This is a genomic window from Rhodococcus sp. P4_C10, from assembly GCF_056402135.1.
The window spans coordinates 15,704-37,296 of record NZ_JBFUHZ010000048.1; the positions used below are offsets into that span (position 1 = coordinate 15,704).

19 protein-coding genes and 1 rRNA gene are annotated in these 21,593 nt (G+C 67.8%); 3 read left to right on the forward strand and 17 right to left on the reverse strand.

Annotated elements, in window-relative coordinates; translation table 11 throughout:
* Window positions 1-2 precede the first annotated feature (2 nt).
* The 11 genes from AC1DWC_RS22745 to AC1DWC_RS22795 form a co-directional block, all read right to left on the reverse strand.
* Entirely contained in the window at window positions 3-803 is an 801-nt protein-coding gene (locus AC1DWC_RS22745; protein ID WP_477911667.1) for a mycofactocin-coupled SDR family oxidoreductase, read from the reverse strand.
* Between the two features lie 4 nt (window positions 804-807).
* A complete protein-coding gene (locus AC1DWC_RS22750) occupies window positions 808-2,445 on the reverse strand; it encodes a flavin-containing monooxygenase (RefSeq protein ID WP_477911669.1) in 1,638 nt (545 codons plus the stop codon).
* 303 nt (window positions 2,446-2,748) lie between these two features.
* Window positions 2,749-3,741 (reverse strand): ABC transporter substrate-binding protein, encoded by a 993-nt coding sequence (locus AC1DWC_RS22755; protein ID WP_477911671.1) that lies wholly within the window; start codon window positions 3,739-3,741, stop codon window positions 2,749-2,751.
* Window positions 3,742-3,794: 53 nt separating this feature from the next.
* A complete protein-coding gene (locus AC1DWC_RS22760) occupies window positions 3,795-4,607 on the reverse strand; it encodes an ABC transporter ATP-binding protein (RefSeq protein ID WP_477911673.1) in 813 nt (270 codons plus the stop codon).
* Window positions 4,608-4,647: 40 nt separating this feature from the next.
* Complete coding sequence (locus AC1DWC_RS22765; protein WP_477911675.1) at window positions 4,648-5,493, reverse strand: ABC transporter permease; 846 nt, start codon at window positions 5,491-5,493, stop codon at window positions 4,648-4,650.
* A gap of 163 nt (window positions 5,494-5,656) precedes the next feature.
* Window positions 5,657-6,451, reverse strand: a complete 795-nt coding sequence (locus AC1DWC_RS22770; RefSeq protein WP_477911677.1) for a TauD/TfdA dioxygenase family protein — start codon at window positions 6,449-6,451, stop codon at window positions 5,657-5,659.
* Window positions 6,452-6,756: 305 nt separating this feature from the next.
* Window positions 6,757-7,737 carry an NAD(P)H-quinone oxidoreductase gene (locus tag AC1DWC_RS22775; RefSeq protein ID WP_477911679.1) on the reverse strand — a complete coding sequence of 327 codons (981 nt, stop codon included), beginning with the start codon at window positions 7,735-7,737 and terminating at the stop codon, window positions 6,757-6,759.
* 490 nt (window positions 7,738-8,227) lie between these two features.
* On the reverse strand, window positions 8,228-9,010 hold the full coding sequence (locus AC1DWC_RS22780; protein WP_477911681.1) for a GntR family transcriptional regulator: 783 nt from the start codon (window positions 9,008-9,010) through the stop codon (window positions 8,228-8,230).
* Window positions 9,011-9,084: 74 nt separating this feature from the next.
* The gene (locus AC1DWC_RS22785; RefSeq protein ID WP_477911683.1) at window positions 9,085-10,722 is read right to left on the reverse strand and encodes a 3-(methylthio)propionyl-CoA ligase; all 1,638 of its coding nucleotides are present in this window, start codon (window positions 10,720-10,722) and stop codon (window positions 9,085-9,087) included.
* A 76-nt stretch (window positions 10,723-10,798) separates the two neighbouring features.
* Window positions 10,799-11,278 (reverse strand): hypothetical protein, encoded by a 480-nt coding sequence (locus AC1DWC_RS22790; RefSeq protein WP_477911685.1) that lies wholly within the window; start codon window positions 11,276-11,278, stop codon window positions 10,799-10,801.
* Between the two features lie 2 nt (window positions 11,279-11,280).
* On the reverse strand, window positions 11,281-12,267 hold the full coding sequence (locus tag AC1DWC_RS22795; protein WP_477911687.1) for a zinc-binding dehydrogenase: 987 nt from the start codon (window positions 12,265-12,267) through the stop codon (window positions 11,281-11,283).
* Between the two features lie 196 nt (window positions 12,268-12,463).
* Between AC1DWC_RS22795 and AC1DWC_RS22800 the strand changes: the two genes are divergently transcribed.
* Entirely contained in the window at window positions 12,464-13,228 is a 765-nt protein-coding gene (locus tag AC1DWC_RS22800) for a hypothetical protein (protein ID WP_477911689.1), read from the forward strand.
* A gap of 27 nt (window positions 13,229-13,255) precedes the next feature.
* Here the strand turns inward: AC1DWC_RS22800 and AC1DWC_RS22805 are convergent, their stop codons facing one another.
* On the reverse strand, window positions 13,256-14,419 hold the full coding sequence (locus tag AC1DWC_RS22805) for an FAD-binding oxidoreductase (RefSeq protein ID WP_477911691.1): 1,164 nt from the start codon (window positions 14,417-14,419) through the stop codon (window positions 13,256-13,258).
* 497 nt (window positions 14,420-14,916) lie between these two features.
* Here AC1DWC_RS22805 and AC1DWC_RS22810 point away from each other — a divergent pair, with 497 nt between their 5' ends.
* Window positions 14,917-16,056, forward strand: coding sequence for a nitric oxide synthase oxygenase (locus AC1DWC_RS22810; protein ID WP_477911709.1), 1,140 nt, complete (start codon window positions 14,917-14,919; stop codon window positions 16,054-16,056).
* A 146-nt stretch (window positions 16,057-16,202) separates the two neighbouring features.
* Here the strand turns inward: AC1DWC_RS22810 and AC1DWC_RS22815 are convergent, their stop codons facing one another.
* Genes AC1DWC_RS22815 through dnaK form a run of 4 tightly spaced genes read right to left on the reverse strand, consistent with a single transcriptional unit; the run spans window position 16,203 to window position 20,293 of the window.
* Window positions 16,203-16,607, reverse strand: coding sequence for a heat shock protein transcriptional repressor HspR (locus AC1DWC_RS22815; RefSeq protein ID WP_477911693.1), 405 nt, complete (start codon window positions 16,605-16,607; stop codon window positions 16,203-16,205).
* Window positions 16,608-16,642: 35 nt separating this feature from the next.
* The gene (gene dnaJ, locus AC1DWC_RS22820) at window positions 16,643-17,845 is read right to left on the reverse strand and encodes a molecular chaperone DnaJ (protein WP_477911695.1); all 1,203 of its coding nucleotides are present in this window, start codon (window positions 17,843-17,845) and stop codon (window positions 16,643-16,645) included.
* 34 nt (window positions 17,846-17,879) lie between these two features.
* Window positions 17,880-18,452 carry a nucleotide exchange factor GrpE gene (gene grpE, locus AC1DWC_RS22825; RefSeq protein ID WP_477911697.1) on the reverse strand — a complete coding sequence of 191 codons (573 nt, stop codon included), beginning with the start codon at window positions 18,450-18,452 and terminating at the stop codon, window positions 17,880-17,882.
* Complete coding sequence (dnaK, locus tag AC1DWC_RS22830; RefSeq protein WP_477911699.1) at window positions 18,449-20,293, reverse strand: molecular chaperone DnaK; 1,845 nt, start codon at window positions 20,291-20,293, stop codon at window positions 18,449-18,451. Before dnaK ends, grpE begins: the two co-directional genes overlap by 4 nt.
* A 311-nt stretch (window positions 20,294-20,604) precedes the next feature.
* On the opposite strand from dnaK, the gene AC1DWC_RS22835 reads away from it, so the two are divergent.
* Complete coding sequence (locus tag AC1DWC_RS22835; protein ID WP_477911701.1) at window positions 20,605-21,174, forward strand: hypothetical protein; 570 nt, start codon at window positions 20,605-20,607, stop codon at window positions 21,172-21,174.
* Window positions 21,175-21,480: 306 nt separating this feature from the next.
* On the opposite strand, the gene rrf is transcribed toward AC1DWC_RS22835, so the two are convergent.
* Window positions 21,481-21,593, reverse strand: a 5S ribosomal RNA gene (gene rrf / locus AC1DWC_RS22840); the annotation flags it as partial.

Genomic DNA, 21,593 nt, shown 5'->3' on the forward strand with positions numbered 1-21,593 from the left:
CGTCACACCTTCTGGGTAAGGCCGGCGTCGACCACCAGCTGGGTCCCGGTGACGTACCGGGCCTCGTCGGACACCAGGAACAGCAGGGCGTTGCTGACGTCCACCGACTCCACCCACGGCACCGGCAGCAGGTGGTTGCGGGAGAGCACCTCCATCACGTCCTCCACGGTGGGGCTCTCCAGGTCCGGCCGCAGCCGGGAGAAGGTCGCCGGGTTCAGCGTCATCGCGGTGCCGACGGCCCCGGGCAGCAGCGCGTTGACCCGAATCGACCTCGGCCCCAACTCGTTTGCCAGGGTCCGCATGAGCCCGATCACGGCGTGCTTGCTCGCCGAGTAGTGTGCGGCGCCGGCCACCGCCTTCATCCCGGCGGTGGAACTGACGATGACGACCGAGCCACCGTCGGCGCCGATCGACGGAGCAGCGGCCTTGACGGTGTGCCAGACCCCGGTCAGGTTGACGTCGAGCGACCGCTGCCACACCGGTTCGTCGATGGTCCAGGCCGGTCCCGGGTTGTCGCAGATGCCGGCGTTCGCGACGACGACGTCGAGCCGGCCCAGTTCCGCCACCCCAAGGTCCACCCCGGACTGCACGGCGGCGAGGTCACGGACGTCGGCATGTGCCGTCACCGCACGGCGGCCGAGTTCGCCTACCAGCCTGGCTGTTTCGTCCAGCCCTTCCTCCGCCGAGGCCAGGTCGAGCGCGATGACGTCGGCGCCTTCCTCGGCCAGTCGGACGCAGTGACTGCGCCCCATTCCGTTCCCGGCGCCGGTCACCAGCGCCACCTTGCCCGCCATCCGAGGCATCCCGCTACCGGCCCGACTCGACCAGTTCGAAGCCCTTGTACCCGGCCTCGGCCACCTCGGCGATGATCTGGCCGTACACCCCGAAGCCGCCGACGAACGGCATGAACACCCGCGGCCGGCCCGGGACGTTCGCGCCCACGTACCAGGAGTTCGCGGTGGGCATCAGGGTGGCGTCGGCGCGGTCGCTGCACTCGCGGACCCAGTCGGCGACGGCCTGCCCGGTGGCCTCGATGCCGAGCGCCCCCTGCCGTGCCACGTACTCGATGCAGTCCGCGACCCAGTCCACGTGCAGTTCGGAGTGCAGCACCATGTTCGCCAGCACCGACACGCTGCCCGGGCCGGTCAGGTTGAAGAAGTTCGGGAACCCCACCGAGCCGAGCCCGAGATAGGTCTGCGGCCCGGCCGCCCACGCCTGCTTGAGGGTCTGCCCGCCGCGGCCGACGATGTTCACCTTGTCGAGCGAGCCGGTCATCGCGTCGAATCCCGTTGCCAGGACCAGTGCGTCGAGGTCGTAGTGCCCGGCGGTGGTGTTCACGCCGGTCGCGTCGACCGAGGCGATCGGGGTGGCCCGCAGGTTCACCAGGTTCACGTTGTCGCGGTTGAAGGTCTGGTAGTAGTTCGAGTCGGTGCAGATCCGCTTGGTGCCGATCGCGTGGTCCTTGGGGATCAGCAACTCGGCGAGCTCCGGGTCCTCGATCACCCCGCGGACCTTCTCCTCCCAGAACTCCCGCGCGGTGTCGTTCGAGGCGAGGTTGGTCAGCTGGTCCGGGAAGGTCTTGCTGAACAGCACGCCGCCCAGCTCCCAGCGCCGCTCGTAGGCGTCCCGCCGCTCCTGCTCGGAGACGTCCAGGGCGGAGGAGGGGTGCGCCTGGTGCGGCGAACCGCCGCCGCTGAGGAACGAGAGCCGGCGCCTCTCGGCGTAGTCGGCCTTCTGCGCGCTGCGGGTCGTCTCGTCGAGCGGGACGTTCCCGGCCGGCACGCTGAAGTTGGCACTGCGCTGGAACACGTGCAGCACGCTCGCCTGCTCGGCGACGCACGGAATCGTCTGAATGCCCGAGGATCCCGTGCCGATGACGCCCACCCGCTTACCGGTGAAGTCGACGCCCTCGTGCGGCCAGCTCGAGGTGTGGTACGTCGGGCCGGCGAACTCGTCGAGCCCGTCGATGGCCGGGATGTTCGCGTTCGACAGCGGTCCGACCGCGGTGATGACGTACTGCGCGGACACCGTCTCCCCCGAGTCGGTGCGCACGGTCCACCGCGTCACGGCCTCGTCCAGGACCATCTCGGTGACCCGGGTGCCGAAGGTGATGTCGCGGCGCAGGTCGAACCGGTCGGCGACGTGGTTGACGTACGCCAGGATCTCCGGCTGGGTGGCGTACTTCTCGGTCCAGTCCCACTCCTGCTGCAGTTCCTCGGAGAACGAGTACGAGTAGTCCACGCTCTCGACGTCGCAGCGGGCTCCCGGATAGCGGTTCCAGTACCAGACGCCGCCGACCCCGTCGCCGGCCTCGAAGACCCGGACGGTGAGCCCGGCCCCGCGCAGTCGGTACAGTGCGTACAGTCCGGCGAACCCCGCGCCGACGACGACGACGTCGACCTCGGAGGTCGCTGCCCCGGCGGGAGCTGAAGAAACGGCGTTCACGATGGCTGCCTTTCGCTGATGACATCACTCGTGATCGACGCTATGGCCGTGCCCCGTACGCGGCCTAGAACTCCTCCCGCTGACCGGGCGAAACAGACACAAGTCCCGCTCAGTGGGCCCGGCGACGCGCCCCGCCCGCCAGACGGAAGACCCGGCGCCGCCGCCGCTCCAGGGGAACGGCGTCGACACCGGGTCTTCGGGTGCTCGGCGCGGTCAGCGCATCCAGGCCGCCCGCGCGTTGTCACGCGGGACCGGGCCAGGTCGCCGGCCGCTGACCGAACCGCTGTCCGACCTCAACTCAGGTCACTGGCAGCCGGCATCCACCCGATCCGCGTACGGCAGGCTGGTCGAGCCCTCGCCGAGGATCCACTCCACGTTCTTCCCCCACTGCTCGGCGGTGACGCTGGGCGACCAGGACTGGTTCGTCGAATCCCAGATCTGTTCTGCCGCTTCCGGTGTCACATCCAGAAGCTTGCCCAACGAGGCGACACCCGTCGCCCGGTTGGCATCGTCGCGGATCCACGCGGCCGCCTTGTTCATGGCCTTGCAGAATCCGAGGACCGCCTCGGGATTCGCCTTCTTGAATGCTCCGGTGACACCCCAGAACGTCTGCAGCGCATAATCGCCCAACTTGGTGTTGGTGCCGTCCATCGTGTTCACCATCGTCTTCACGTCCAGCCCGTGCGACCTCACCAGCACGACGGACGATCCCGTTGCGACAACGGCGTCGATCTTTCCGGCACGCAACGCGGGCTCCATTGTCGCGCCGCTACCGACAGCCACGTACGTGACACTCTCGGGATCCACCCCGTTCTCCGCGAGCACGGCTCGCGCGAACTTCTCCGCGAACGAGCCGCGCTGGACGACGCCGAGCTGCTTGCCCTCCAGCTGCCTGAAGTCCGTGATCCCGGACTGTGCCGGCACCACCAGCTGCATGTCGATCTTCCCGAACGGCGCGATGGCGACCAGGTCCTGCCCCTGATCCATCGCCGACATCACGTTCTCCGGCGTGCCCACCGCGATCTGCGTCGAACCGCCGATCAAGGTGGCCGTCAGTTCCGGGCCGGTCTTGGCGTCGACGGTCTCCGTCACGATGCCCTCGTCCGCGAAGAATCCCTGTTCCCTCGCGACGGTGTAGGGGAAGGCGAGCGAGTTGCTGGGCATAGTGCCGACGATGAGCTGCTTCTGTCCATCCTCGTTGACGCCGGCCGATTGGGCACTTCCGCAGGCCACCAGGGACGCGGCAAGGGACACCGCGCCAACGGCCACCGCGAGGGAACGACTTCGATACTTCACAGGTACTCCTCGATAGGTTCTGTTGCTGGCAGTCGACATTGCTGGCAGTCGACTCAGTGGAGGCGCTTGCGCATCCGTTCGTAGACCTCGATGTAGCGGGGATCGGTGGTGATCGTGGACAGGTCGCGGGGCCTGGGGATGCCCACTCGGACGTCGTCGAGAACCTGCCCGTCGCCCATCAGCACAATCCGGTCGGCAAGCGCCACGGCCTCGCCCAGGTCGTGTGTCACGAACAGGACGGTGCGGTGCGCCTCGCGCTGCCACAGCTCGAGGAACTCCTGCTGCACGGACGTCCGGGTGTTGACGTCCAGTGCCGCAAACGGCTCGTCCATCAGCAAAACGTCGGGGTCGAGCGCCCAGGTGCGGGCGAGGGCGACACGCTGACGCATGCCCTGCGAAAGCTGCCAAGGAAACAGGCCCTCGCTGTCCCCCAGGTGCACTGCCTTGAGCCACCGTCGGGCCGTGGCCTTGCGCTCGGTGCGGCCGATCCCGCGCAGCTCCAGCCCGTACTCCACATTGCGCACGGCGTTGCGCCACGGAAACAGTGCGTCTCGCGCCAGCATGAAACCGAGGTGCGAGCGCCCGTCTCTCGGCGGCTTTCCCATCACGGAGACCTTGCCCGCCGACGGCTCGACCAGGCCGGCGGCCATGTTGAGAAGCGTCGTCTTGCCGCAGCCGCTTCGACCCACGATCGCGACGAACTCGCCCGCCGGGATGTTCAGGTTCACCTCGGAGAGCACGGTCTTCGTGCCCCCCTGCGGGTGTGGGAACGTCACACGGACGTCCTCGAACACGATCGCATTCTTGGCCGGGGCCTGCGGCGTCGCCAAGGCGGTTCGCCCTTCAATACCGGTAGTAACGCTCATCGAACTTTCTCCAGACTCGAAGTGGGGCATTGGGATTCGACTACTTGTCGGCCGGGGGCTGCCAACGCAGCAGCCTGCGCTCCGCGACACCCATTGCCTGGTTGAGCACGACGGCGATGGCCGCCAGGAAGATCAAGATGGCGTACACCGCCTCCATGCGGTAGGTCGCCGAGTAGGTGGCGACCAACTGTCCGAGGCCGTTCCGCGCCGAGATCAGCTCGGAGCCCACCACACCCAGCAGGGAGTAGATGAGGCCCAGCCGCAGTCCCGCGAAGATGGCCGGCGTCGCGACCGGGAAGAGCACCTTGAAGAAGACCTGCGGCTTGCTCGCGCCGAGTACGGCGGACAACCGCAGCCATTCCGCGTCGGTGGACCGCACGCCGGCCCGGGCGCTGGACATGACGATGAAGAACACCAAGGTCGCGGCGAGCGCCACCTTGGCGGTGGTGTTGATGCCGAAGGCGACGATGAACAGTGGCGCCAGCGCGATGCGGGGCATCGCGTTGGCGGCGTCGAGGAACGGCGTCAGCACCCGCTCGACTCGGGGCAACAGGCCCAGCGCCAACCCGGCGACGACGCCCACCGCCCCGGCCAGCACCCAGGCGATGATCACGGCCATCATCGTGTAGCCCGTATTGTCCATCAGCTCACCAGATTTCAGTGCGCCGACGAAGTAGTCCCAGGACTGGGCTGGGGTCTTGGCCAGCACGGGATCCATCAACTGGTTCGCCGCGGTTATCTGCCAGAGCCCCAGCCAAGCCACCAGGACAACGAGTTGCCAGCCACGAACTGTCCACGTTTCCCGGTTCGACCACCATCGACTGGGACTTTCCCGCTTCTTGGTGTGGGCCGCAGGCGCGGCAGAGAGTTGGTCGATCTTCGTCATTGCTACTCCACTCGGTCTGCCTGGAATTCATTCCAAACACTGACGTTCCCAATTCTTTGCCCGCAGTCCGACGCCGTGGGCAGCGCTGATCCAAATCAACCCCCGCCGAACGGAACCCACGTTTCAGCGACTACAGGGTTGGACTCGTGACCAGGTGTCCGAATTACTCAGGCACCTCTCCGTGCAAGGTGATTCGGTTCAGAACCCGGTCCTGGTCGCCGTAGTCATGAATTGCGTAGTGCATGGTGCAGCGGTTGTCCCACATGACCACGTCCCCTTCCTGCCACATGTGCCGGTAGACGTTGTCGGGGGTGCCGGACTGCTCGTAGACGAAGCCCATCAGGGCCTCGCTCTCCTCCTGCGTCCAGCCGTCGATGCAGACGTTGTCGCGGTGGCCGACGTAGAGAACCTTGCGACCGGTTTCCGGATGCGTGCGGACCATGGGATGAACTGCGGTGGGCCATTCTTCCTCCGCGACATTGAACATCCGCCCCAGGCGCCGACCCTTGAAGCGAACCTTGAGCGTGTCCAACGTCTTTCGCAGCCCGGGGGACAACCTCTCGTAGGCCACGTACTGGTTCGACCACATGGTGTCGCCACCGGCCGGGATGGTGATCGCGGAGAGGATCGAGATCTTCGGAGGAACCTTGTTGAAGGGCCCGTCGAAGTGCCAGGCCTCGGTGGCGGTCGTCGACTTCTTGACGTTGGTCAGCTGAATGAGCTCGGGATGCCCCTCCATGGGCGTCAACATTGCCGTCACTTCCGGCTCTCCCCAGAGTCGGCCGAACTGCACCTGTTCGGCCGGCTTCAGGAACTGGCCCCGGAACACCAGGACGCAGTGCGCCTTGAATGCCTCACGCAACTCCGTGAGGACGCTCTCGCCAAGCTGGTCATCTAGCTGCACACCGTCGACAGCTGCACCAATCGATCCGGTAAGGGGGGTCACGCGAAGGCTCACGGCTACTCCTCATTCTGCGGTTTTTGGTCCTGCGGGCCTGCCAAGGCAAACGATTCGAGATGCGCCACATCACACGGCTCCTGTGGTGCCCGTCACAACGTAACAGAGACTCTAATTAATGTCGACACCTAAAATTGGGGCTGCGAGTCCGGCGCATTTTCATCGCTTCTACATGCTCCTACCTGCACAAATGCATGGACCCGGCGCGCGGCGGCGGCCGCCTCTCCACTACGGGAGAGGCGGCCCGAGTCGCCCTCCCCCCGCGTCCACTCACCGCGGCGCAGTCCCGATGAAGACGCCTACCGCTACGCCGGCACGAGCAGGATCTTGCCAATGTGCGCGGACGATTCCATCAGCGCGTGAGCATCCCCTGCGGAACCGAAAGTGAATCGCGAGTCCACCACCGGCACGACCGAGCCGTCACGGACCCAGGGCATGACATGGGTGGCAATCTCGCCCACGATCTGGGTCTTCTCGGCCACGGACCTGGGACGCAACAACGACCCCGTGACACAGACTTGTTTACGCACCACCTCGCGCAGGTCGAGGGCGCCGAGAGATCCAGATTGCAGGCCGATCATCACCAACCTGCCGCCGAACGCCAACGCCTCGACATTGCGTTGCAAATAGTCGGCTCCGACCACGTCGAGCACCACGTCGACGCCGGCCCCCGAGGTCTCGTCCTGGACCCGTTCGACGAAATCCTCACTGCGATAGTTGAACACCGCCCGCGCACCCAGGTCGCGGCATATGGCCGCTTTACGGTCGTCGCCCACCGTGGCGAACACCTCCACGCCGAGCATTTTCGCCAGCTGGATGGCCATCGTGCCGACCCCGCTCGCACCGCCGTGCACCAGCAGTCGGTCGCCCGCCCTGAGCCTGCCCAGTCCGACGAGGTTGGACCACGCCGTGGCCATCGCCTCAGGAAGCGCGGCCGCGTCGACCAGTGAGACCGACGGTGGCACGGCCATCACCTGACCGGCCGGTACCACCACCTTCTCCGCATACCCGCCACCGGTCATGATCGCGCAGACCCTGTCGCCGACCTTCCACTGGGCGACCGACGCGCCCACGGCGCTCACGGTGCCCGCGCACTCCAGGCCCGGGAGCGGCGACGCCCCGGGCGGGACGTTGCGGCCGCCCCGCCGCTGCGTGACGTCCGCACGGTTGACCCCCGCGCCCGCAACGTCGATCACGATCTCGCCGGCGGAGGGCTGGGGGTCTTCGGTGGTGATCACGGCCAAACGGCCGTCAGCCCCGTCATCGACGATCGATACTGCTCTCATCCCGCACCTGTTCTCTCACAGTTGGATTGCCCCGTTGAGACCGACTCGGGCGATGCGGCTTCCGCGTCATGTGGGTCGGCCGGGAGGGGTGGACAGCCGACGGAGATCTATCTGATTCACAACGTCGCTCGCCGCCCAGGCGCAAAGAGGGCCGACACTTTCGACTCCGTGCGATTCCACGGCATGCCGGCCTGCGATTGCGGCGACTCGTATCAACGACGTGTCGGCAATCGCGAATCTACCACCCGCACAACCACAAATGGGAGGGTCAACCCACAAGAGGCCCCCTGGCCAGCTCGATCTGTGCGATGCCGATCCGTTGGCGCGCAAGACATCCCGCGAACACGGCCGGGAATGCCGCGTCGCACGGCCCGACCACCGTGGAGCAGTTCGACGCGCTCGTCGCCAGGTCCACGGAAGTCGCCATGCCACCGAGATCTGGCTGAGGACAGTAGTTTTCACATGGCGACGACCTCGGACGACGGCGCGGTCAGCCTGCTTCTGCGCCGCCTTCCAAGCCCCCTCCGGAATCGAGCGCGTCGAGTGCCGCCTCGCGGATCCTGTCGATTCTCCGCTCCGCTATCTCGACCGCACGATCCACATCTTTGGCGTCGACCGCCGCCTGCAGCGTCGTCCAACTCTCCACGTACTTCGGCATCTCGCTCGGATGCGAGGCGAGCCCCACCCGGACGTATCGCATCGTCTGCAACGACACCGACTGCAGGAGCTCGGCGAGTATGCGGTTCTGCGAGATCTCGAACAGAGCGCAGTTCATCAGGAAGGTATCGGCAACGTATTGCTCGACAGAATCGTTCGCGTCTTTCAGGATCCTGGGGATGTGATCGTCGAGAACATTCTTGACATCACACCACTGCGTCGTCATTTCTTCGCGCAGGAACGTTCCGTAAAGCAGTCTGCGCACGGCGAAGACATCTTCGAGGTCACGCTTGCTGAGCGCGTTCACCATCGCGCCCTTCCTGGAGCGGAATTCCACCAGCCGGTCCCGCTCGAGGATTCTCAACGCCTCGCGAACCGGCGCGCGGCTGACCCCCAGCGTCGCGCTGACGTCCTGCTCCACGAGGCGTTGCCCGGTCCCCACCCGGCCCATGGTGATCAACCAGGCCAACTTCGCGGCTATCTGCTCGGCCAGCGACGCCGTCACACGCGCACCCCCGTTGCGTAGCACTGCCTGCTCGACCGCGGTCATTATCTCGTTCTGCGGGAACGACAGCGCGGACAGGTCCGGCACATCCTCGGTTCTGTTCCTGCCCACTTGCATCCCTTCAATTGAGACACTCACCCGAGTGCGTTGCAGGCTGAGGGATCCGTGCACGCCGCCGTACGCCGCTAGACGGGCTCGGGGCTCTTGTCCGCGGCGAGGTGGTGCTGGAACTGCTGTCGCAGCGGGGCCTTGACGATCTTGCCGGTGGTGCCCATGGGAAGTGCGTCCACGAACACCACGGCATCGGGGGTCCACCATTTGGCGATCTTGCCCGCGAAGAAGTCGAGGAGATCGGTCTCGCCGACGTCGGCCCCGGGCTTGCGGACCGCGACGAGGAGCGGCCGCTCGTCCCATTTCCGATGGGGCACACCTATGCACGCGGCCATCGCGACGCCCGGGTGGCTCATCGCGATGTTCTCCAGTTCTATCGAGCTGATCCACTCGCCGCCGGACTTGATGATTTCCTTGCTGCGGTCGGTGATCTGCATGAACCCGTCGGCATCGATCGTGGCGATGTCGCCCGTGGCGAACCACCCGTCGACGAGCGGGTCGATGTCGGGTCGGTTGTAGTACCGCGACATCACCCAGAGTCCGCGGGCCATCAGGTGCCCGGCGGTGGCGCCGTCCCACGGGAGCTCCCGGCCCTCGTCGTCGATGATCTTCAGGTCGATGCCGAACACGCACCGACCCTGCTTGCCCTGCACCGCATACCGCTCCTCCCTGGTGCCCTGGAGGTTGCGGGCCTTGAGCACGGAGGCAGTGCCGAACGGACTGGTCTCCGTCATGCCCCAGCCGTGGATCACGGTGATCCCGTAGTCCTCCTCGAGCGTACGGAGCATGGCCGGCGGGCACGCGGCGCCGCCGATCACCGCACGCTGCAGAGTGCTCAGACGCCGACCGCTCGCCTCCAGGTACCGCAACTGCCCCTGCCACACGGTGGGAACGCTCGCGGACAACGTCACACCCTCCGCCTCCTGCAGCTCGTAGAGGGACTCGCCGTCCATCTCCGCGCCGGGGAAGACGACCTTCGCTCCGACCATGCACGCCGTGTAGGGGATGCCCCATGCGTTCACGTGGAACATCGGCACCACCGGCAGCACGCTGTCGCGGGCGGAGATGCCGATCGAGTCGGGCATCGCCACCCCGTACGAGTGGAGCACCGTCGAGCGGTGGCTGTAGAGCACGCCCTTGGGGTTTCCCGTGGTGCCGCTGGTGTAGCACAGGGACGACGCGGTGTTCTCGTCGAAGACGGGCCACTCGTAGTCGCCGGACTCCGCCTCGACCAGGTCCTCGTAGGCGAGCATCGAGGCGGGGTCCGCCGGCAGGTGGTCGCGGTCCGACATCAGGACGAAGTGCGTGACGCTCGTCAGCTTCGGCGCCAGGTCCCGCACCAGCGGCAGGAAGGTCAGGTCGAAGAACAGCACCTTGTCTGCGGCGTCGTTGATGATCCACTCGAGCTGGTCCGGGTGCAGACGCGGGTTCAGCGTGTGCAGGATCGAGCCGGAGCCGGATGCCGCGTAGTAGAGCTCGAGATGGCGGTACCCGTTCCAGGCCAGGGTTCCGACCCGGTCTCCGGGCTCGACGCCCAGCCGCCCGAGGGCCTGCGCGAGCTTCTTGGCCCGGACCGCCATCTCGCCGAAGGTGTAGCGGTGGATGTCGCCCTCGACGCGGCGCGAGACGATCTCTTGATCCTTGTGGTGCCGCGCCGCGTGTGCGATCAGCGAGGACACGAGGAGTGGTTGCTGCATCATCTGGCCTTGCACGGAAACCTCCGAGGGAGTGTCGAGTGTGTGTTCGTGTGGGGATGTGCGCAGTGTGTGTCCGCCGTCGTCGGCGCCGTCAGGATCCGACGGCGGCGCGGTCGTTCGGGATGGCCGGTGCGGCCCGGTTCGCGAGGGTGGTCGCGATCTCGGCGAACGCGCGCTCGCACTCGGCGATGATCTGCAGGGTCAGCTCGCTGTCGCCCCGCAGGCAGGGGTCGCTGTACTCCTCGATCGCCTCGATCAAGTACTCCATGCAGCGGATGTCCTCCGGGATCGGACCCGGGATGCTGGGCCAGCCGACGTGGCTCACGTCGCCGGGGCCGCGGAGCTCCCGCGCGTAGCCACCGTCCGCCTGCCGAACGAGGTGCACGCCCGGGACCGTCGAGAAGACCGAGTCGTCGTCGGTCAGTCCCGCCAGGTGCAGGCTCGCGTTGTAGGCGTTGGTGCTGGCCGTCAGCGTCGTCCAGTACCAGAGCTCGAAGTCCTCGAGCGGGTCCAGCCGGTCCCGCAGGTCGGCGAGGCGGTCGAACTTCTCCAGGTGCGACGCGATCCTCACGCTTACCCGTCCTCGCCGTCGTCGACGACCAGCACGATCTTCCCGAAGTGCTGGTCGGTCGCCATGTACGCGTGCGCCTCGGCAATCTGGTCGAGGGCGTAGGTGCGGTCGATCGGGGTCCGCAGCTTTCCGGCGGCGAGCGGCCCGAGGAGGTCGCGGGCGCAATCCTGGATGCAGGCGACGCGCTCGTCCTCGGTACGGGTCTTGAAGGTGACACCGATCAGCTTCAGGCGCTTGAGCCACAGCACGTTCAGGTCGATGGTGGACGTACTGGAGCCGAGCCTGCCGATGTTCACCAGCCGGCCCTGAACGGCCAGCGAGTTGAGGTTGTCCTCGAACACGGTGCCGCCGACGGAGTCGATGATGATGTCGACGCCGTGGTCGCCGGTGATGGCGTTGACGGCCTCGACCTGGTTCTCCACGCTCACGTTGATCACGTGGTCCACCCCGAAGTCACGAAGCTGCTGGGCCTTGTCCTCGGAGCGGGTGGTGGCGATGACCGCGCCGGCGCCCATCGCCTTGGCGATCTCGATCGTGGCCAGTGCGATCCCACTGGATCCGGCGTTCACCAGCACCGTCTCGCCCTCGGCCAGCCGGCCGTTGGTGATCAGCGCGTCGTGCGCGGTGGTGAAGACGTTGGGGAAGGCCCCGGCCTGAACCCAGGACACCGTTTCGGGGACTCGCATCAACGCGAGCGGTGCGGCGAGAAAGTACTCGGCCTGGCCGCCGTTGCCGTGGCCCATCACCCTGTCGCCGGGCTGCCACTGCGTGACCTCCGCGCCGACGGCGGCGACCACGCCCGCGAACTCGACGCCGATGGGCTGCGGCTCCCCCGTGAGAACCCGGCCGGCCTGCAGAATCTCGCCGCGGTTGAGCGCGGATGCCTTGACCTGGACGAGGACCTCGCCGGGCCCGGGCGTCGGGGTGGGTACCTCGACGACCGCAACCTTGCCGCCGTCTTCGTGGGGGAGAATCCGTGCTGCACGCATCTACGACTCCATGTCCTCGTCGGTTAATTAGTGTCGACAATAATTGAATGGGGCGCATTGCGCTAGTGGCGCAGCCCACCCGGGGCCCCGCTCGGTGATTGTCGCCACGTTGCAGCCGTCAGCCTTCGACCGGGGACACGGCGCCGACCCGCCCGACATCATGCGCGGAACCGACAGGGACGGGGATCATGGCGGGGTGACCGACGACGAGGCGGGTACCGAGAGGACGGGTGAGTCGGACGCCCGGGCGGGCGCACGGGCGCACCGGTGGGAGTACGCAGCTCCCGGCCGCGAGCACCGCGCCGTCCCCGGCTGGCTGCGCCCCCACCTCGCGGAGCCGCGGTGGATGGTCAGCGGCGCGCTGCTCGTCGCGGTGACGCTGCAGTTGCTGCTGCCCGACACCTTGGTCCTGCGTCCGCGCGCGGTCGCGCCGGCCCTCGAACTCGCGATCTGCGCGGTGCTGCTGGTCGCCAACCCGGGACCGGTGCGCGACCGGCACCCGGCGCTGCGTCCGCTGTCGCTGGCACTGATCGGGGTGCTCGCGCTGACCAACGCGGTGTCGACGGTACTGCTCATCGACTTCATCCTCACCGGCAGCGGCGTGGCGGCGACGACCATCCTCGCGTCGGGCGCATCGATCTGGCTGACCAACGTGATCGTCTACGCGCTCTGGTACTGGGAGTTCGACCGTGGTGGTCCCGCGGCGCGGGCGCGCGCAACCACCCAGACACCGGACTTCCTCTTCCCGCAGATGGCCGACGCTCGGCTCGATCCCGACTTCCGGCCGACGTTCGTCGACTACCTGTACGTCTCGTTCACCAACGCGACGGCGTTCTCGCCGACCGACACCATGCCGCTCTCGCGCTGGGCCAAGGCGTTGATGACCAGCCAGGCGCTGGTGTCGCTGGTCGTGGTCGGTCTCGTCGCGGCCCGCGCGGTGAACATCCTGCCGGGCGACTGAGGGGACGGACGGCCGGAGACGTGCGGGTCAGTTCAGCGGGTCGTGCCGGATGTTCTCCGCCGGGGTGCCCCCGGCGAGCAGCCGGAACTTGGTGGTCTGGACCATCGCGTTGGACCCGACGATCTGCACGTCCCGGTCGGCCCAGGTGCCGAAGTCGGCGACGACCTCGCCGAGCTTGCCGATCAGCCGCTGGTGCATGCCCGACGGCGGCTCGGGGATCGGGTCCAGGTGCCACCACGGGTTCGCGACCTCCTCGGACACCGGCACCACGGTGAGCCACGGGTTGGTCTGCGAGAGCTGCCAGAGCGTCTCGATGTCGTAGAGGTCGCACGGGTAGACGCCACCGACGAACAGATGGACCCGCGGGTTGGCGCCGCGCATGGCCATCTCCATCAGCTGCGCCCGCAGCGGCGCAATGCCGGTGCCGGAGCCGATCATCAGCATGTCGCGGTCCAGGGTGCGGTCCACACCGAGTGCGCCGAGCGGGCTGCCCATCACCCAGGTGTCGCCGAGGCGGGTCTGGCCGACCATCGCCGGGCTGACCCAGCCGCCGGAGACGCGACGGACGTGAAACTCGATCTGTCCCTCGCTGTTCGACGGGATCGCGGGCGAGAGGTAGCGCCACATCCGGGGCCGGCCGGGCACGCTCACGCTCATGTACTGGCCGGCGCCGTAGGCCATCGGCTGGTCCAGCTGGAGCCGGACCACCGCGACGTCGCGCAGCACCTGCTTGTGCTCGACGACGGTGCCGGTCCAGGTCCGCGGGCCCGACTCGTTGTTCGCGGCGTCGATCATGGTCGAGGCGATCAGCGCGATGCCCTCGCGCCACGCGTTGTCGACCTCCTCGGTCCACATCTCGTTGCCCGCGAACTGCCTGAGCGCGGTGATCAGGGCGTTGCCGACCGCGATGTAGTGGGCTTCCTCGATGCCGTACTTGCGGTGGTCGCGACCCAGCTGGGCGAGGAACGGCAGGATCCGTTCGGGTTCGTCGAGCTTGTCGACGACGTAGGCGATCGCCTGGACCAGACGGTCTCGCTGGACGTCCATTGCGGCGGGGAAGAACTCACGCGCCGCAGGGCTCTGAGCGAAGAGGGTTGCGTAGAAGTCGCGGGTCAGCCTCGCCGGGCCGCCCTCGACCGCGGCGACGTCCTTGAACGTCGTCCGGACAAGCGAAATTGTCGTTGAATCCACCGCAGGAGTCCCCGTTCGCATACAAACGCGGCCTGCCGCAGTATCCGGTAGGTCGCGGGCCCCGGCGATCGCCGCGGGGTTGAAACGAAGTCTAGCGAGCCGACGTCACCAATGAAACAGATGTGGTTGTTTGGTCTGCAAACGAAACGCCGGCAACCGCGTAGCGAATCTGCGCCACGCAGGAACCGACAAATCCCCCGCAGCGCATCCACCTGGCGCAACGCCCGTTGGGACAGGCTCGAACAACACTGCGCCCGACGCCGTGGGCGACTCCGGCGCCGGGCCGAGCGAATGTTCCGGCACCGACCGACCACCTCTCCCCCGGTCGCCGTGCGCCCCGCCCATTCTGCAGAACCGCTGCGGGCGAACGGGTTCTGCCCGTTTCAGGCGTGACAAACTGGCTTCTCGAGGCCCGGCGCAGTGACGCGTCGGCCCCGCAGTACGTCTCTACCGAGAACGGAGAATTCGCAGTCGTGAAAATTGCCTTCGGGGAGGAGATGGCACGCGATCGAGAGGTCGCGCGCAGGCCCGCACCGTCCACCGCCGAGGTCGAACGTCGGCTGGCCGAGTGCACCGATTTCTATCGGCAGCCGGAACTGGCGCACCTGCCGGCGGCGCGGGCGACGGAGGTGCTCGACGAGTTGGCCCTCACCGGCCGCTACGAGCACACCGCCGAGGAGTTGCTGGTGGGGGCCAAGCTCGCGTGGCGCAACCATGCACGGTGCGTCGGCCGAAACCACTGGCGGACACTCAAGCTGATCGACGCCCGGGACGCGGTCACCGCGGAGGCGCTGGCCCAGGCCTGCTGGGAGCACCTGCGGATGGCGACCAACGGCGGCGCCCTGCAGTCGGTGATCACCATCGGCCCGCGACCGCTCCCGGACGGCAGGGAGTTCCGCATCGTCAGCCCCCAGCTCATCCGCTACGCGGGGTACCGCAACGAGGACGGCAGCATCACGGGCGACCCGTGGCACGTCGCCCTCACCGAGCAGGTGACGGAGATGGGATGGAAGGGCGCGGGCACCCGCTTCGACGTCCTGCCGCTGCTGATCTCGGTCCCCGACGAGCCGCTGCAGTGGTTCGAGGTGCCCGAGGACCTGATTCTCGAGGTCCCGCTCGTGCACCCGAACTACAAGTGGTTCGCGGGGCTGGGCCTCAAGTGGCACGCGGTACCCGCCGTCGCGAACATGGACCTGGAGATCGGCGGCCTCACGTACCCGTGCGCCCCGTTCAGCGGCTGGTACGTCAGCACCGAGGTGGGTGCCCGCAACTTCAGCGACACCGACCGGTACGACATGCTGCCGACGATCGCCCGGAAGCTGCGGCTCGACATGAGCTCGGACCGCACCCTGTGGAAGGACCGGGCGCTGGTCGAGCTGAACCGCGCCGTGATCCACAGCTACCGGGAGGCCGGGGTGATCATGGTCGACCACCACACCGTCGCCCGGCAGTTCCTGGACTTTGTCGGCCGCGAGGAGAAGGCGGGCCGCGCCTGCCCCACCGACTGGTCGTGGATCAACCCGCCGATGTCGTCGTCGCTGACCCCGACCTTCCACCGGCTCTACGACGAACCCGACCTCGACGTCCGGCCGAACTTCGTGGTCCGCGCCCAGGGCACCGGCTGCCCCTTCAACTGACCGCCCACCGCCCACGGCCCGCAGTCCACCGCTAACCCTGACGGTCGCAGAGACCACCACGACGACAAGAAGGCCCGGTGCCACCGCCGCTCCAGAGTTACTGGAACGACGGCGGCACCGGGCCTTCCGATGTTCGGGTGGTGCGGTCAGCGCAGGTGGCGGGGCTTCCAGACCACGAGCGCGTTGTTCCGCGGTGCCGGCACCAGGTCGCGTCGGTAGCTCGCATGCACCTGGGCGATCTCGTTGGCCATCTCGGTGACCCGGCGCTGCAGCGCCTCCACCTGGTTGGTCAACTCGATGATCCGCTTGATGCCGGCCAGGTTGACGCCCTCGTCCTGGGACAGGCGCTGCACCTCACGAAGCAGTGCCACGTCTCGCGGCGAGTAGCGACGGCCGCCGCCTGTGGTCCGGTGCGGCGTGACCAGGCCCAGTCGGTCGTAGTTGCGCAAGGTCTGCGCATGCATCCCCGCCAACTCGGCGGCCATCGAGATTGCAAAGATCTGCGCGTCGGGGTCCGGCGCGTCCTCCCGGTACGGAAACTGGTCCTGCATCGTGGTTCACCTCCGCTTGGTCGAGGGGGCAGACATCAGGCGCCGGCCCAGTCCGCCCTCGGGTCGAAGCCGCTGGCCTTCTCTGCCTCGAGGTAGGTACGCAACGCCTCGGTGGCCGAGTCGTCGAGGTTCTGCGGCACCGCCACCTTCACGGTCACCAGCAGGTCACCCGCACCGCCGCCACGCTTGTGCACGCCGCGGCCACGCACCCGCAGGGTCCGGCCGTCGACGGTGCCGGGCGGCACCTTGACGCCTACGCGGCCCTCCAGGGTCGGCACCGACAGCGTGGTGCCGAGCACCAGTTCGCCGTAGCTGACCGGGACGGTGACCGTCAGGTCGTCGCCGTTGCGGCCGAACACCTTGTCCGCCTTGACGTTCACGGTGACGTAGAGGTCGCCGGACGGCGCACCGCGCAGCCCCGCCTCGCCCTGCCCGGCGAGCCGGATCTTCTGTCCGTCGCTCACGCCCGGGGGAATCCGGACGGTGATGCTGCGCGAGCGGTTCTGCACACCGGTGCCGCGGCAGTCGGTGCACGGGTCGTCGATGATCGAGCCGGTGCCGCGGCAGTCGTCACAGGGCTCACTGAACCCGAACGCGCCCTGGTTTCGACTGACGATGCCACTTCCGTTGCAGTGCGGGCACACCCGCGGGCTGGTGCCCGGCTTCGCGCCACTGCCGTGGCAGGTGGTGCACGACGCCGGACTCGTCAGCCGGAGCGGGACCGTCACGCCCAGCGCCGCGTCGCGGAACGGGAGCGTGGTCTGCGCCTCGACGTCGCTGCCGCGCTGCGGCCGGCTGCTGGTGGCGGTCCCGCGTCCCCCGCCACCGCGGCCGAACAGCCCACCGAACAGGTCGCCGATGCCGCCGTCGCCACCGGTGGTGGTGTAGCTGGCGCCACCCCCGAAGAGGTCGCCGATGTTGAATTCGCCACCGCCGAAACCGCCACCGCCGGTGGTGTACTCGGCGCCCGACGGGTATGCGCCGCGACCGAAGCCACCGCTGGCGAACAGACGGCGGGCCTCGTCGTACTCCTTGCGCTTGGCCTGATCCGAGAGCACGGCATTCGCCTCGCTCACGGCCTTGAACCGTTCCTCCGCACTCGCGTCACCGGGGTTGGCGTCGGGATGCAGGTCCCGCGCCAACTTCCGGTAGGCCTTCTTGATCTCGTCGGCCGAGGCGTCGGAGGAGACGCCCAGGTCCTTGTAGAAGTCCTTCTCGATCCACTCCCGCTGACTCACCGGGCGTCTCCTCCTCTCGTTGCTTCCTGTTGTACTACTGCTCGGACTCCGACGGCGCAGGCTCGCCGTCTGCGACCGTCACCATTGCCGTGCGCAGCACCCGGTCGCCGAGGCGGTAGCCCTTGCGCAGGACCGCCGCGAGCACCGGATTGCCGCCGTCGCCTTCCATCTGGACGGCCTCGTGCAGTTCCGCGTCGAAGGCATCGCCCTCGTCGCCGAACGCGACCAGACCCAGACCGCCGAAGACGCCGGAAAGCTTGTCCGACAACGCCTTCAACGGGCCCGACTCCAGGTCACCGTGGGCACGTGCCCGGTCGAGGTCGTCGACCACGTCCAGGAACTTACCGACCACCGCGGCTCGCTCGGAGGCCACGGCCTGATCGATCCGGGCCAGGCTGTTACGCCGGATGTTCGCGATCTCGGCCTTGGCGTAGCCCAGCTCGGTGCCGACCTTCTCCAGTTCGCCGGTGAGCTTGGTCAAGTCGTCGACCGCGGGCTCGGGCTGGCCGGCCCCGGCCGCCTCCTCGGAGGCGGCCGGGGTGACCTCGACGTCCAAGGGCTGCCCCTCGGCTGTCAACGGATCGCGCGCGGCATCGAACTCGCTCACTTCTTGTCCTGATCAGACGGCTCGTCCACGACCTCGGCGTCGACGACGTCGTCGCCCTGGCTCGGGCCCGCGCCGTCACCGGAGGCTGCGGCCTCGTCGGCCTGCGCCTTGTAGATCGCCTCGCCCAGTGCCTGGGACTCGGTGGAGAGCTTCTCGACCGCGGACTTGACTGCGGCGATGTCGCTGCCGGCGAGGGCCTCGTTGGCCTCCTTGACGGCGGCCTCGACCTTCTCCTTCACGTCGGCCGGCACCTTGTCCTCGTTGTCCTTGATGAACTTCTCGGTCTGGTGCACCAGCGACTCGGCCTGGTTGCGGACCTCGGCCTCCTCGCGGCGGGCCTTGTCCTCCTCGGCGTGCGCCTCGGCGTCCTTGACCATCCGCTCGATCTCCTCCTTGGACAGGCCGGAGCCGTCCTGGATCTTGATCGTGTTCTCCTTGCCGGTGCCCTTGTCCTTCGCGGTCACGTGCACGATGCCGTTGGCATCGATGTCGAAGGTGACCTCGATCTGCGGCACGCCGCGCGGGGCCGGCGGGATGCCCGCGAGCTCGAAGGAGCCCAGGAGCTTGTTGTGCGAGGCGATCTCGCGCTCACCCTGGAAGACCTGGATCTGCACGGACGGCTGGTTGTCGTCCGCCGTGGTGAAGGTCTCGCTGCGCTTCGTCGGGATGGTGGTGTTGCGCTCGATGAGCTTGGTCATCACGCCACCCTTGGTCTCGATGCCGAGGGAGAGCGGGGTGACGTCGAGGAGCAGCACGTCCTTGACCTCGCCCTTGAGGACGCCGGCCTGCAGTGCGGCGCCGACGGCGACGACCTCGTCCGGGTTCACGCCCTTGTTGGGCTCGCGGCCACCGGTCATCTCGCGGACCAGGTCCGAGACGGCGGGCATACGGGTCGAGCCACCGACGAGAACGACGTTGTCGATGTCCTTGACCGCGATGCCGGCGTCCTTGATGACGGCCTGGAACGGCGCGCGGGTGCGGTCCAGCAGATCGGAGGTGATCTTCTGGAACTCGGCGCGGGTCAGCTGCTCGTCGAGGAACAGCGGGTTCTTGTCCGCGTCGACCGTGATGTACGGCAGGTTGATCGAGGTGGACTGCGAGGAGGACAGTTCGATCTTCGCCTTCTCGGCGGCCTCACGCAGACGCTGCAGGGCCATCTTGTCCTTGGTCAGGTCGATGCCGCTGCTGGCCTTGAACTTCTCGACCAGCCAGTCGACGATCCGCTGGTCCCAGTCGTCGCCACCGAGGTGGTTGTCGCCGGAGGTCGCGCGGACCTCGACGACGCCGTCGCCGATCTCGAGCAGGGACACGTCGAAGGTGCCGCCGCCGAGGTCGAAGACCAGGATGGTCTGTTCCTTCTCGCCCTTGTCCAGGCCGTAGGCCAGGGCCGCCGCGGTGGGCTCGTTGACGATGCGCAGGACGTTGAGGCCGGCGATCTGGCCGGCTTCCTTGGTCGCCTGACGCTGTGCGTCCTCGAAGTAGGCGGGAACGGTGATCACCGCGTCGGTGATCTCCTCGCCGAGGTAGGCCTCCGCGTCACGCTTGAGCTTCATCAGCGTGCGGGCACTGATCTCCTGCGAGGTGTACTTCTTGTCGTCGATCGCCACGTTCCAGTCGGTGCCGATGTGGCGCTTGACGGAGCGGATGGTCCGATCGACGTTGGTGACCGCCTGGTTCTTGGCGGGCTGGCCGACCAGCACTTCGCCGTTCTTGGCAAAGGCGACGACCGACGGAGTGGTGCGCGCGCCCTCGGAGTTGGCGACCACTACCGGCTCGCCGCCCTCCAGGACGGCGACGACCGAGTTGGTGGTCCCGAGGTCGATACCGACCGCACGAGCCATAGTGATTCCTCCTACTGGTTGCAGCACCCCCGGCATTGGTGCGCCGGGGCAAGTAGTGCTGGAGTGGGTTTAGTAATGCTCAGTAAGACTGAGCGTCTCCGGCTCAAGTCTGCCCGGCTCGTTTCTGAGAGTCAAGCCAAACTTGAGCCAGACTCGCTCAAGCCTGTCGAATTGGTCAACGGGCCCTGTGCCCGGTTTGTTCCCGCTTCCGGAGATTTCCTTCGATGTGCCGTCTTTTAGCTGGCAGACGCGCCGGCACCGGAGTCGGCGGAACCGTCGGACGGCGCCAACGCGCGGATACGATGCCAGACGTGGACACACCAGGCGGCCCCGACGAACCGCGCGCTCCGACGCCGCACCGACCCCCACCGCCCCGTCCCGAGTTCGCCGTCGCGCCGCTGCGCGGTGACGCCGGGGAGGTGTCGACCCCACGGGCGGCGACCATCGCACGCTCTGCCTGGTACGGCGCGTTCGCCGTCCTGGGCGGCATCGCCGCCGCCACCCTGCTCGACCTCTCCGCCGTCCGCGAGGCGCTGGCTGCGACGCTCGCGGAGCAGCAGCCCGACGCCGCACGCCACGACATCGCCGACACGGTCTCGCTCACCCTGCTGGCCAGCGCCGGCGTCGCGGCGGTGCTGACGGTGGCCGCACTCGTCGGCCTGCACCTGCTCGCCGGCCGACGACGTGTTGCCAGGATGGCGCTGGCTGCGGTCGGGGCGGCATCCGTCGCGGCCGCGGTCGGATTCTGGTCCCTGATGGCCGACGCCGGCGAAGTCACCGGCACGGTGCTGCGGTGGGCACCGTTCGGCTACGCCGGGCTGGTGCTCGTCGGCGTCGCCGCGCTCTTCCTCCCGCACGTCGGCCGCTGGCTCAGCCGCTAGCACCGTCCCGAAGTTCGGCTGGATCGGCGAGGCAACCCTGCAGTCTGTGTGGGACCACGTGATCGGGGTGAAGACCACCGCGGATCCGGTTCAGCGTCCGAGTCACCTCCACAACGAACGCCGATCCCGCCGGCCGGCCGCGGTCCCCGCCACGGTCGGCCGAGTGTGCACCTACCGGTGGCCCCCACACGGTGTTTGCCCCCACAACTGCACACCCGACAGCCGGCACCCGGCCCCGGAAACGCGAAATGCCCCGCACCACAACCCCCTCGAAAGGAGTCGTGATGCGAGGCATTCGCAAAATATGTACGGCGGTGACCTACTCTCCCACACCCTGTCGAGTGCAGTACCATCGGCGCTGGAGGGCTTAGCTTCCGGGTTCGGAATGGGACCGGGCGTTTCCCCTCCGCTATGGCCGC

What these genes read in the sequence shown, in the direction of transcription:
- AC1DWC_RS22745 (WP_477911667.1), bottom strand. Translation starts at nt 803, where the DNA reads ATGCCTCGGATGGCGGGCAAGGTGGCGCTGGTGACCGGCGCCGGGAAC.
- AC1DWC_RS22760 (WP_477911673.1), bottom strand. Translation starts at nt 4,607, where the DNA reads ATGAGCGTTACTACCGGTATTGAAGGGCGAACCGCCTTGGCGACGCCG.
- AC1DWC_RS22765 (WP_477911675.1), bottom strand. Translation starts at nt 5,493, where the DNA reads ATGACGAAGATCGACCAACTCTCTGCCGCGCCTGCGGCCCACACCAAG.
- AC1DWC_RS22775 (WP_477911679.1), bottom strand. Translation starts at nt 7,737, where the DNA reads ATGAGAGCAGTATCGATCGTCGATGACGGGGCTGACGGCCGTTTGGCC.
- AC1DWC_RS22795 (WP_477911687.1), bottom strand. Translation starts at nt 12,267, where the DNA reads ATGCGTGCAGCACGGATTCTCCCCCACGAAGACGGCGGCAAGGTTGCG.
- AC1DWC_RS22810 (WP_477911709.1), top strand. Translation starts at nt 14,917, where the DNA reads ATGGCACGCGATCGAGAGGTCGCGCGCAGGCCCGCACCGTCCACCGCC.
- AC1DWC_RS22815 (WP_477911693.1), bottom strand. Translation starts at nt 16,607, where the DNA reads ATGCAGGACCAGTTTCCGTACCGGGAGGACGCGCCGGACCCCGACGCG.
- dnaK (WP_477911699.1), bottom strand. Translation starts at nt 20,293, where the DNA reads ATGGCTCGTGCGGTCGGTATCGACCTCGGGACCACCAACTCGGTCGTC.